Here is a 12,371-nt window from a genome sequence, read left to right on the forward strand (position 1 = left end):
CGATCTGTTTGTAAAATTAAAAAATCTTCCTACCTTTGCCGTCCTAATTTTTAGACAATGATAGCAATTATTAAGGTGGCCGGTCAACAGTTCAAGGTTGAAAAAGATCAAACCCTGTTTGTGCCACATATTGAAGGCAAATCCGGTGATGCGGTAAACCTTGAGGTTTTACTGGCCCACATCGATGGAAAGTTATCTGTTGGCGGTGACGTTGCCACAAAAGTAAGCGCAGAAATCGTAGACCACGTTAAAGGGGATACAGTGATCGCTTACAAAACAAAAAGAAGAAAAGGCTTTCATAAAAAGAAAGGTCACCGTACTGCTTACACAAAAATCAAAGTAACAGGCATCGCTTAATAAGCATGTTAATACTTGAGAAGTAAACCGGCTGATGTATTATCATCCTGTTTACTTTTTAATACTGTATCAACTATTAAACTCATAAAAAATGGCACATAAGAAAGGAGAAGGTAGCGTTAAAAACGGCCGCGATTCAGAAAGCAAGCGTCTTGGAGTAAAGATCTTCGGGGGCCAGCCTGCTATTGCCGGTAATGTTATCATTCGTCAACGCGGCACTGTTTACCATCCCGGTAAAAATGTTGGCGTTGGAAAAGACTTCACGCTGTTTGCACTGTCTGATGGTGTTGTAGAATTCAAGAAAGGAAGAAAGAACAGAACATTTGTATCTGTAAACGAAGCCCAGGCATAATGCTTTTTTGCTGTGACTGAATAAATTGTGGAAAAAAAATTTGGCGGCATTAAATAATTGTATAATTTTACCGCCGATAATCCATTATTTACTAATCATTAAATTCAAAAAAAATGGCAGTTAAAAAAGCAGCAGCAAAAAAAGCAGCTCCTAAGAAAGCAGCAGCAAAAAAAGCAGCTCCTAAAAAAGCAGCAGCAAAGAAAGCAGCTCCTAAAAAAGCAGCAGCAAAAAAAGCAGCTCCTAAAAAAGCAGCAGCAAAGAAAGCGGCTCCTAAAAAAGCAGCAGCAAAAAAAGCGGCTCCTAAGAAAGCAGCAGCAAAGAAAAAATAAGAATTTTCTGAAAAGAATTCGAAAGCCTTCCCCAGTGGAAGGCTTTTTTTATTGCCGCCTCTTTCCTACTTTGCAGTTATGAACAACAGTACCATTGCCGATCATTTCACCTTGCTTTCCAAATTAATGGATATCAACGGAGAAAATGCGTTCAAAGCCAAAACCTACTCCATTGCTGCCTTTCATATCGAACGGCTGGAAGAGCAGCTGACAGATATCGACCGGGCTTCTTACAGCTCGATCAAAGGCCTGGGAGCATCTGTAGCCGGAAAGATCATTGAACTGATCGATACGGGCAAAATGACGGCACTGGAGGAAATGCTTGCAGCCACACCAGCCGGTATTGCAGAAATGCTGGAACTAAAAGGTCTCGGCCCCAAAAAGATCCACATCATCTGGAAAGAGATGGGCATTGCTTCTGTGGGTGAACTGGAATATGCCTGTAATGAGAACCGGCTGACACGTTATAAAGGTTTTGGGGAAAAGACACAGGTAAAGATCCTGGAATCGATTCAGTTCTACAATCAGAATAAGGGACATTTCCTTTATTCCCAGGTTTATGAGATCTTTCCTTCGGTCCTGGCCTATCTTGAAGCTGGTTTTGGGAAAGGAACCGTGTGGAACACCGGTAATTATTACCGTCAGCTGCCCACATTATACGAACTCGAATTTATCATTGCGGAAAAACCGGAGCTCATCAAACAAAAATTCCAGACCGCCTACCCCCCGGAATTGCTGGAAGAAACAGAAAACAGCATCCTCTACAAACTTAATAACGGACTGCGGCTGCGGATCTATCCGCTTCAGGAAAAGATCCCCCAGTTCCTGCTTAAGACCTCATCTTCCCCGGAATTCCTGGAAACTTTTTGCAACCGGTTCTATCCGGGAACGTTCGAAGATACCGTCTTCGACAGTGAGACTGCTGTTTTTGAAAATGCAAACCTCCCTTATATCCCGGCCTGCCTGCGGGAATCCGCCACCATTATTGACCGGGCTGAAAAGAATGCATTGCCGCAACTGATCCAGCTGAACGATATAAAAGGCATTATTCATAACCACAGTACCTGGTCGGACGGGCTTTATACGCTTGAAGAAATGGCCCGTGCCCTGATGGAAAAAAAGATGGAATACCTGGTGATCTCCGATCACTCTAAATCCGCAGCCTATGCCAACGGACTTACAGAAGACCGTATCCAGCAGCAACAACAGGCCATTGATGCTCTAAACAAAAAACTGGCCCCCTTCAGGATCTATAAAAGTATCGAATGCGATATTCTCGGCGATGGCAGCCTGGATTACAGCAACGAGGTGCTGGCAACATTTGACCTGGTGATCGCATCCGTACACAGCAACCTGTATATGAATGAAACAAAGGCCATGGAGCGCCTGATGAAGGCAATTGAGAACCCGTATACCACCATCCTGGGACACCTTACCGGCCGGCTGCTCCTCAGTCGTAACGGCTACCCCATCAACCATAGAAAGATCATTGATGCCTGCGTAGCCAACCAGGTGGTTATCGAAATCAATGCCAACCCGCACCGGCTTGACCTGGACTGGAGCTGGATCGAATATGCGATGAATAAGGGCGCCCTACTATCCATTAATCCGGATGCGCACACGATTGAAGGTTTTGACGATATCCGTTTCGGGGTCATTGCCGCACAAAAAGGCGGGCTTACAGCTGCGTACAATCTAAGCAGTTTTTCACTGGAACAATTTGAGTCCTTCACCACCCGCAGAAAGGCAACGATAACGAGTTGAGCGGTCAGCTGTGAGCCATCAGATCTGAGACCTGAGAGCTGAAATGTGCAATCTGTGCCGAAACTGACCGCCGATAGCTGAAGGCTGATCACTGGTTGCTGATAGCAGAAGGCTCACAGCTCCCCTGCCACCGGAAATCTTACAAAGAACGTTGTTCCCACGCCCGGTTCGGTTTCAAACCAGATCGTTCCGTTGGCTTTTTCAACAATCCCTTTGCACATGGCCAGTCCCAGACCGGTTCCGGAGCTTTTTGTAGTAAAATTGGGAGTGAAGATCTTACCTTTCATCGCATCGCTGATCCCGGATCCGTTATCCGCAATGCTGATCACAACAGCACCTCCGGCCATTGCTTCTTCTACGGTGATGACCGCCTCCGGGTTCTTTTCACAGGCATCAATGGCATTTACAAACAGGTTTGTAAACAGCCGGTTCATTTGTGTTCGATCGGCCTTTACCATAATAGCTTCCGGTATTTTCTTCCATTTAAAGGCCACCTTCGGGTTTTTGCTGTAAATATGTTCCAGCGGCTCTAATACCTCATGCAGATCAAACACTTCTTCTTTTATGTGATTGATATTGGCAAATTGCGAAAAATCAGCAGCGATCTTCGAAAGATAATCGATCTGCTCCACAAGCGTTTTTGCCACATTTGATGTGAGCTGCTGCACATTGGCACTGTTTTCAGCGATCGCTTTCTGCAGATACTGAAGACTCAGTTTCATTGGGGTAAGCGGGTTCTTGATCTCATGCGCCACCTGCCTTGCCATTTCCCTCCACGCTTCTTCCCGCTCCGATTTTGCCAGCAGATCGGCGCTTTCTTTTAACTGGGATACCATCTTATTGTATTCCTTCACCAGCTGTCCGATCTCATCATTGCGTTCCCATACGATCTCCTCGTTAACCCTCGACAGACTCACCTGTTTCATTTTATTACTGATCACCGTAAAGGATCCTGTGATCCGGTTGGTGATCAGCAGGGCCAGTAACCCCGTCAATAAAAATATAAATGCATAAAGATTGATGAGTGTGATAAGGAAAGTGGATATCTCCTGGTTCAGCTCCTGCTGTGAGGTAAAATAAGGAATGCTGAGATAGGCATAAGGCTGCGCGCCATTAGCCCCCACCGGTGCATAAATGGTATTGTAAGCAAGCTCGGACACCTGCTCCTTCTGTATATACTGGGCACGTCGCAATCTTAACAGGCTGTAAAAAGCACGGGGCGCCATCCGGGTACTCAGAACACCACGGCTGTATACATCCGGCTGACTGGTGGCCCTGAGCTCTCCGGTAAAGTCATATACATTCACGTCGAGTCCGTGAATATCAGACACCCGTTTTATAACCGTATTCAGCATATTGGCCTGGAACAGATCTTCATTAAAGTGCTCCCTTCTCAATATGATCCGCAGACTATCGTTCGGGTTGTCGTGCAGATTGATCTCATTGAGCATGATATTCATGGTCCTGCTCAGGCGATCATTATTGGATTCCTCAAAACGATTGATAAAAAAGGAAATTGTTGCAGCACCCACTACCACGAAGGCCAGCACATTGATGAGGATAAATGTGCCGTGGATCTGGCTGCGGATGGTTGGAAAGAACGTGGAATTCCGCAGCAGCCGCTTGTTCATGAACGATCCCAGCACGATCATCAGCACATTGATGAGCGCCACCAGGAACAAAAAAGAACAGAAAATATAGGAGAACAAGGTGGTGGCCTCCAGAAACATTTCGCTTTTCCGGACCATGATGATCACCTTTGATGCACTGGCCCGGTACCATACTTCGCTGTACCCCATCCGTTCCCGGACATCCACTTTTTTCTGGGGGAACTGGCTTGGGGTAAGTGTGGTGGTGAACGGGTATTTTTTTGAGGCCGAAGAGGACGTAAGCTGATTGTTGTGATAGATCGCATACTGATATACGGCCGAATTGGAAATTTCCCCCTGCTTGAATTGCTTGAACAACTCCGGTTTGATATTGGCTACTGCAAACTTCCGCGGATTTGAAACAATATAAACAGTTCCGATCAGCCGGCCGGTTTCCGGATGGGTGATCACCCTCCGGGTAATATAGGCAAAGTTGTCGAACTCCTCCGACTCGTAAAAGTACATATCCGGCAATGAGGTGGGCTTCGATTTATTGGCAATGGTGGTATTCAGCGAGGCCACCGTTTGCGGGAACGAATTGTACAGGGAGTTATCCAGGCTGTCGAAAATATACAGGTTGGTAACGTAATTATTAAGATACCCGATGTAATTGCGCTGGCGGATACTATCCCGCAGGTATACATTCTGATCTTCATCATACAACCGGTGAAAATTATTCCGGAAATAATTACTGTCCAGGTATTTATTCGCAATACTGATCAACCGTTCACTTGCAGGGTCGGTTTGGGTCGCCAGCTTCTGGCAATATAAGGTGCGCAGGTTCAGCTCGGCCTTTGTGATCTCCTTCAGCATCAGCAGACAGAGGCTGATGGAAAAAATGAAAATCCACAGCACTGTACCCGAAACGCTGAATTTGATAAACCGGTTAATGCGTGCTTCCTTTGTAAAAATGTACGTGTAAATGAGCAGCCACAGCAACACCGGCATGTAGAAGTTCACATCGGCACCTCTTACAAATCCCGTGATGAACAGCAATCCCAGTACCGACATCCAGAAATAGACCAGCAGGATCCGCTGGCCGAATGCTCCGAGGATATATTTATAGAGCGTTCTGCTCAGGTAATAAAAACCCAGGATAAGACAGGCGAGGATGAGAAACCCTACGATCGTATAAATACTGAGGCTGTCTATATTGGTTACATCAAAAGAGATCCTGGATTTTCCGATAAGCCCCCGGATGACGCTGGTGATGCTGAATGTGGCCGTAATAAGGATCACCAGGCAACTTACCCCCGCTGTCAGTACCGTATTCCGCGCGTACTTTTCCGTGTGAAAAGGGCGGGCTGAAAGACGGTTCCAGACAAACACACAGATCCAGCAGAAGAGCAGGCTGTTGATCAGCAGATCCCCGAATGCCGGCAACAGGAAACCGGATGTATACAGACTCTTGTCGAACAGTTTGAACCCGGAGAAGTCCCAGATACACGTCATTATATAAACACCCACCCGGAAGGCCAGCAAACAGGCCACCAGCAGCCAGATCTGGCGTTTGTAATCAGAGGCGGCAAAGCGTTTGGCCAGTAACAGATACAGGGAAAGGAATAACAGGAACAATCCCGTGATCTTCAGCACTACAGACATTTCGGTGTCTTCATACAGATTATCATTGCCTTTCTGCTCCTGGATCCTGGCAGATTCAACTTCGGATAATTCATTCAGTTGCCGGACAATTTTTGGTTCCTGTTTTTCTTTTAAATAAAAAACCGGACTCCCTCCGATCCCGTTTATTACATAAGGCGTGGCTGTGACGGTAATGTCCATGCGGCGGTCCATCGCCTTGTTGAACGGATAGGAATCCCTCAGATAATCGGTCTCCACAAAAAAAGAGGACTTTATAAGGATCAGGCAGATAGCGGTAAAATCCGGGTGTCCGGGAACCGTTTTCCGGAGCGCGTAATAATATCCGTTGGCCAGCCTTACACCCTGCTCTTCCTTATCGCTGTATACCAGCTCATCCGATGGCACAACGATGCCTGTATTCCAGAAGCGCAGGAACAATTTATCCTGATCGTTCTTGTAGAGGTAAAAATAAAAGTCCTTATCCGGAATGTTATTGAGATCCCGCAATGTTTCTCTTGACTGTGTAAGCCGGTCCATCAATTCCGTCCGCTTCAGCAATTGATCAAACCGGTGCACCCGCGTCCGGATCTCTTTTTCAAAAAGCCGGGTCTGCGCATCCAGGGACGTATCCTTCAGATAGGTGGAGCTTAAAAGGAAGCCGGTAACGAAGATCACCGCAGCGGCTGCCAGCAGCACCAGCTCCCATAAATATTTATTTCTGCTCCTCCGTTTCATTTACGATTCTTCTGTTTTTATCCGGTCCCATATAGCATCCATTTCCTCCAGCGTCATTTCAGACAGCTGCCGGCCCTGCCCGGCCGCCGATTCCTCCATTTTGGTAAACCGGTTAATAAATTTTTTATTCGTGCGTTCCAGGGCCGCCTCGGCATCTATTTTTAAAAACCGGGCATAATTGATCAGCGCAAACAAAAGATCCCCGAATTCTTCTTCCATTTTTTCAGATGATTGCTGCGCCACGGCCTCTTCCAGCTCCGCCGTTTCTTCAGCAACTTTCTTCCATACGTCATCGGCTGTATGCCACTCAAACCCTACCTGCCTGGCTTTTTCCTGCAACCGCATGCCCTTAACAACTGCCGGCAGTGAACGGGGCACGCCGCTCAGCACTGATTTTTTTCCTTCTTTCAGTTTCAGCGCTTCCCAGTTCTGTTTTACATCTTCCTCCGATCTTACTTCTTTCAGTCCCTTCATGCCCTCCTCGGGAGGGTAGATGTGCGGATGTCGCTTTATGAGCTTTTCGGTAATCCCGCTTATGACCTCATTGATGGTGAACTGTCCCTGCTCTCCTGCTATTTTTGAGTAAAAAACAATATGTAGCAGCAGATCGCCCAGTTCTTCTTTTATTGCGCTCCAGTCTTCCTCCAGTATCGCATCCCCCAGCTCATAGGTTTCCTCAATGGTCATCTGCCGCAGGGTCCGGATCGTCTGTTTGCGATCCCACGGGCATTTTTCACGCAACTCATCCATTATTGTCACCAAACCGTTAAAAGCTTCCTGGCTCATACTATTCTGTTTTTTTATCTATCGTTGCTCCGTCCGACAACATAGCGCTGCAAACGGATGTTTTATTTTTTATCCGTATCGGGCTCGGTAAAGCACCGGTTCATAAACAACAGCTGATAATAAATCGCATTTTGCCAGTACGCTCCGTTATGAGCGCCCGGCCGGGTAATATAATCGTGCGGAATATTACGTAACAGCAATTCCTGATGCAGATTCTCGTTCACTTTATAGAAAAAGTCTTCTGTTCCGCAGTCAATAATAATTTTTAATGTGCGGGGTTCAATAAGGTGCAGCATATTGATCACCGTGTTTTTTTCCCAGCGTTCGGGATAGTCCTTGTATTTTCCCAGCCGTTTGGCCATATCCCAGTTATTGGGAAAAGGCCGGATATCCACCCCGCCGCTCATACTTCCTGTGGCGCCAAACACATCCGGATGTTTGATGGCAAGATATAATGCACCGTGTCCACCCATGCTGAGGCCGGCAATGCCCCTTCCTTTTGACGTGGCAATGGTGGCATAATTTTTATCTACCCAGTCTACCAGCTCGTGAGAAACAAAGGTTTCATAGCGAAAAGAAGGATCTGCAGGACTATCCCAATACCAGCTGCCATAGCCGCCATCCGGGCAGACCAGGATCATCTGGTAAAGATCTGCACCATCCAATGCACCCTTTACGCCCGGCCAATAGGCATAGCTGCCGCTGTACCCGTGCAGCAGGTATACCACCGGGTATTTTTTGGTTTTTGTATAGCCATCCGGCAGGATCACCGAGGTTTTGACGGGCTTCTTCATGGAAGGGCTGTACACTTCCAGCGTATCCACTTTTGCCGCCCATACGTTCAGGCTCACAAGCAGCACGAAGCCGGCAACCAAACACCGCTTCATTTTTCCCGTTACATTTATCATAATACTGACGAATTTATATAAAAAATGGTAAGTACTGTCAACAAATCAAAAGGCAGGTGGGATCACCACCTGCCTTATATTTTTTTTTAGTTATTTTAGGATCAGAACCGTTTTTGATTGGCCAGGGCTTCTTTTACCCCCGGATATTCGGTAATGAGTGCCAGCTCATAACCTGTTTTCGCCTTTAACTTTCTTATGAACTCATGCAGCTTCAGCGAATCTGCGGAACTCCTCCACATCTGGTCGTGTGCCAGGATCACCAGGTTATCGGGTTTCAGGGTCTTATTGGATGCAAATAAATGATCTACCTGTGCGATCAGCTGATCCGGGCTTTGCACCGCCTGTGAATTCTTGTGGTTGAACTGCCATTCCAGGTCCCAGCCGATAAGCACGTAGCCGCCTTTTTTCTGCAGCGAGTCAATTACGGATTTGTTCTTTAAAAGATCTGTACGACTGATGCTGTCGATACGCCAGGCATTGCGGCCGGGTGTACGGGCGATCGGCTCCTTCAGCATCATCAGCGCCTGGGCGCGGTTAAAATCAGAAATGACGGAGTCCGGGTTCTTATAAAATCCGGTAAAGCGATTCCTCCAGGCATGGGAATAGCTGTGATTGAACAGTTCAATTCCCGGAAAAATCTGCAACTGCTCCCACATCAGTTTCTGTTCGGGGCTTGCCTTTGTGTGCAACCCGATCAGGAACATGGTAGCCGGCACATTTTCCTCTTTCAGGATGGTCAGCAGGTTGCGGGTACCCAGGTTCGGACCATCATCAAAGGTCATAAAGATCCGTTTCTTTTTTTCCGGTTCTTTTTCCTTTTGCGGATCCTTAAGGTTGATCTCCACAGAATCCGGGATATCAAGATCCGCCCCCAGTTTCTTAGCCCTGGGTTTGGAATCATTACAGGATAAAAGCAGCAGGAAAGCCAGGGAACCCAATAGGTAATTCCATTTCCTCATAAAAGCAGGGTGCTCCTTTGGAGCAGGCCCTTCCATAAGTTGTTTCATATACTTTTTAAATCTAAAAAGATCGTAAAACAAAAGGTGCCAGTGGATAAGGTCAGCCGAGAATTAGAAGCCTCCGGAACACAGCCGGCAGACTTTCCAAATGTGCATTCCATGTTATTTTACAATTCTTATGTAAAACTAATCAAAGCCCCCATGATTTCAAAAAAATCTTCACATGATCCGGATCAAGATATCTGAACCTGTCAGCGGCCAAAAGTGTCGTAATTATCCCGGGCATATTTTTCAAACCGTTGCAGGAGCGCCACATTTTTCTGCTCCACTCCCGTAAGCACCCCGTCAATACTGTTGGTTACCGGCACATACCACTCCACCTGGTCAAAGAACTGCCGCACCCCCTTGTTTCTGAACGAATAGCCATGCCTGGCGAAAATGGTATTCCGGATGATCTCAAGATCCAGTTTTTTCAGGTTTTTGATTTCTTTTTCCGTGAGTTCCTTTACGGATCCGTTTATTTTATAGACCTCCTCCGAGGCCATCCGGTATACTTTGTTGATCGAAGTATCCACCGTTCCGTCCTCGTTGGTGTACAGCTCGGTTTTTGTCCGCCCGTTCTCATAATCCACATAATCCCAATCCTCGGGAAGCATCAGATTGGCATTATAGCGGAAAGGTTTTTTGACCAGCACAAATTCCTTTACGGGATTCCTGACTTCGGTCGCTTTATAAGCCTTCCATTTTCCCTTCAGGGTATCACCGGTGATGGAAAATTCAAACCGTCCGTCGTGCCGGTCGCTGCCGGGCTCATCCATTATGAATGAATATTTATTACCTGTAAGGGTGAGCGTTCCTTTCATCGGGCGGTCGTTTCCCTTTACAACGCTTCTTCCTTCCACCCCATCCTCAGTGATCCGGGTAAGCCGGATATTGATCCGGGCCACATCCTCATAATCCTGCTCGCCCTCAACTACACTGACAAAATCGCCCACCCAGTTTCCATACAGATCCGTATGCAGCTCCGGGGGCAGCTCCTGCGCCGCAGCAACAGGCGCATCGGCCGCGGCCGTTTTCTTTTTAGGCTTACAGGAGAAAAGCAGTACCATGCAGAACAGTGCTGAAAAATAAGCGTATTTCATTTTGATTTGATTTTATAAATAATATATTCTGCAACCAGCCAGTTGGGGATCCAGCCCAGACCAGCCACGATCACATACACATCCATTGGTGAAGGATGGAAAAACTGTACCAGTATCCATTTCCAGAGGCGCAGGGTAATAGCAGAAAGGGTGAGTGCATAGCTGCGGATCATCATAAAACGGTGCTCCCGAAACTGTTGCTGCCGCGCCGCCATCACAGCCCGCAACGTAAATGCCCACCACAGTACTGATAATGTTATGAAAAAGAAGATGGCCAGCCCGCCGCCATTAGCATGTATCCCCATTATAAAACCCGTGGGCGCGGAAAAAAACAGTACCACCAGCACATAAACATATCCGGTTATCCGGTGCACGCTCCTGTGCTCCCGCAGCAGGTACCGGCTGAACTGGGTAAACCCTGCTACCAGACAGAACATTGAAGTGTAAACATGCGTATAAAATACCGGTAAATAATACCAGAGGTTTTCCACTTCCGTCTGTTTGATCTGCAGAAAGGAGGCCCTAGTGCTGGCCGGAATGTACCGCAGTGTGATCTCCAGCATTAAAAAACTAAAAAATCCCAGCAATGCCAAGGCAAGGAACTGCGCAGTTGTCTTATGCTTTTTTGTTAGCTGCAAGAAGTTTTGGTATAAAAATAGGAAAAATTCCAACACCCGGATAATACCTGCGGGGCATCCGGTACCGGCATACGGCAATTACCGGGCTGCTATTGTTTCAATTTTTTAATTGTTGTTTGCACGGTGTGGTTGTAGGTACTGATCTGTTTACTCAGCAGATCCATTTGTTCCTTATAAACCGCATAGGCTTTTTCCAGTTTGCGGATATCCTGAACAATGGCATGATCTGTACCTTTTCGTGCCAATGCCAGGTGCTGCAACCGTTTTATTGTTTTTATATGTTGCGAGTGAACAATGCCTTTCATATTGTTCCTGTCTTAAAACTGCTACTTCCCCTTGTCGACAAACATGAGACGTAATCCCGTGATGTTCATACCGGTCCAGTCGTCTCTGCCTTCATCTGTGAAGATATAGGTAAACACCGTATTATGCTCATCCGAATAACTGGATGTAGCTGCATTAATATCCAGCAGGCTGCCAAATGCGCCCCGTGCAGGGATAACCATTTTATCGGAACTTCTGAGTATCGAAAGATAATTGGTATAAGGTCCTGCTCCGGGTCTGAACCTGGGCTTAAACAATTTATATGCCGTTGTAAACGGTCCGCTGTCAATGTCGGCTAACGTATCCCGGGCGATGATCACGGTATCCTCAATAAACCAGGGGTCTTCGGGTATCTCCCGCAGCACAATTTGATATTGCGTTATCACAATATCAACCGGTGCTTCACCAATTGCCGTTTTTGCCAGGTTAAGGAATTTCAGTTTTATATAGCCCGGATCCGGCATCAGCTCTTCACTCTGGGTATTTTTCATCAGCAGGGAACTGGTATCTGAAACAGGTACATAGTCGAGCATATCATTGCCGGGTGCTATCTGCACTTCCTGGTTAAGGGTCATTTTGCCCGTACTATCGATCAATTGCACGGTACCCTTACCCGGGGGCAAAAAATAAAAACCATCCAGATAATAAGGGGGCTTCGTTTTGTTGTATTGTATTTCCAAATGTTCCGGTATACTGCGGAACAGTACCCGGCTGTATTTTTCCAGCTGGAGGCGGTTCTCCTTACTTACATCCACGCCTTTACGACAGGCCACAGCAACGATCAGCAGAACTGCCCAGGTAAAGAGAACGGAGACTTGCTTCATATAGTTGATTTTAAAATACAGGC

The 12,371-nt window shown here is 46.8% G+C and carries 12 protein-coding genes; 4 read left to right on the forward strand and 8 right to left on the reverse strand.

The annotated features are described in order from the left end of the window. Window positions 1–57: 57 nt before the first annotated feature. From rplU to K7B07_RS03795, 4 genes are all read left to right on the forward strand, one after another. A complete protein-coding gene (gene rplU / locus K7B07_RS03780; RefSeq protein WP_223707606.1) occupies window positions 58–357 on the forward strand; it encodes a 50S ribosomal protein L21 in 300 nt (99 codons plus the stop codon). Window positions 358–448: 91 nt separating this feature from the next. Then, window positions 449–709 carry a 50S ribosomal protein L27 gene (gene rpmA / locus K7B07_RS03785; protein ID WP_223707607.1) on the forward strand — a complete coding sequence of 87 codons (261 nt, stop codon included), beginning with the start codon at window positions 449–451 and terminating at the stop codon, window positions 707–709. Between the two features lie 113 nt (window positions 710–822). Beyond that, window positions 823–1,038, forward strand: a complete 216-nt coding sequence (locus K7B07_RS03790; protein ID WP_223707609.1) for a hypothetical protein — start codon at window positions 823–825, stop codon at window positions 1,036–1,038. Between the two features lie 78 nt (window positions 1,039–1,116). Next, window positions 1,117–2,802: a DNA polymerase/3'-5' exonuclease PolX gene (locus K7B07_RS03795; protein ID WP_223707611.1), complete on the forward strand. Its 1,686-nt coding sequence runs from the start codon at window positions 1,117–1,119 to the stop codon at window positions 2,800–2,802. Window positions 2,803–2,915: 113 nt separating this feature from the next. On the opposite strand, the gene K7B07_RS03800 is transcribed toward K7B07_RS03795, so the two are convergent. The 8 genes from K7B07_RS03800 to K7B07_RS03835 all read right to left on the reverse strand — a co-directional run bounded on the left by K7B07_RS03800 (window position 2,916) and on the right by K7B07_RS03835 (window position 12,348). Next, entirely contained in the window at window positions 2,916–6,767 is a 3,852-nt protein-coding gene (locus K7B07_RS03800; protein ID WP_223707613.1) for a sensor histidine kinase, read from the reverse strand. Further along, window positions 6,768–7,553 carry a nucleoside triphosphate pyrophosphohydrolase gene (gene mazG / locus K7B07_RS03805; protein ID WP_223707615.1) on the reverse strand — a complete coding sequence of 262 codons (786 nt, stop codon included), beginning with the start codon at window positions 7,551–7,553 and terminating at the stop codon, window positions 6,768–6,770. A gap of 62 nt (window positions 7,554–7,615) precedes the next feature. Next, entirely contained in the window at window positions 7,616–8,440 is an 825-nt protein-coding gene (locus K7B07_RS03810; protein WP_223707617.1) for an alpha/beta hydrolase, read from the reverse strand. 122 nt (window positions 8,441–8,562) lie between these two features. Then, the gene (locus tag K7B07_RS03815; RefSeq protein ID WP_223707619.1) at window positions 8,563–9,468 is read right to left on the reverse strand and encodes a polysaccharide deacetylase family protein; all 906 of its coding nucleotides are present in this window, start codon (window positions 9,466–9,468) and stop codon (window positions 8,563–8,565) included. Between the two features lie 203 nt (window positions 9,469–9,671). After that, entirely contained in the window at window positions 9,672–10,562 is an 891-nt protein-coding gene (locus tag K7B07_RS03820; protein WP_223707621.1) for a YARHG domain-containing protein, read from the reverse strand. Further along, on the reverse strand, window positions 10,559–11,200 hold the full coding sequence (locus K7B07_RS03825) for a DUF2306 domain-containing protein (RefSeq protein ID WP_223707623.1): 642 nt from the start codon (window positions 11,198–11,200) through the stop codon (window positions 10,559–10,561). The genes K7B07_RS03820 and K7B07_RS03825 overlap by 4 nt, the downstream gene beginning before the upstream one ends. 89 nt (window positions 11,201–11,289) lie before the next feature. Further along, window positions 11,290–11,505, reverse strand: a complete 216-nt coding sequence (locus tag K7B07_RS03830; RefSeq protein ID WP_223707625.1) for a hypothetical protein — start codon at window positions 11,503–11,505, stop codon at window positions 11,290–11,292. 21 nt (window positions 11,506–11,526) lie between these two features. After that, entirely contained in the window at window positions 11,527–12,348 is an 822-nt protein-coding gene (locus tag K7B07_RS03835; protein WP_223707627.1) for a hypothetical protein, read from the reverse strand. Window positions 12,349–12,371: the final 23 nt, after the last annotated feature.

This window comes from Niabella beijingensis (assembly GCF_020034665.1).
Classification (GTDB): domain Bacteria; phylum Bacteroidota; class Bacteroidia; order Chitinophagales; family Chitinophagaceae; genus Niabella; species Niabella beijingensis.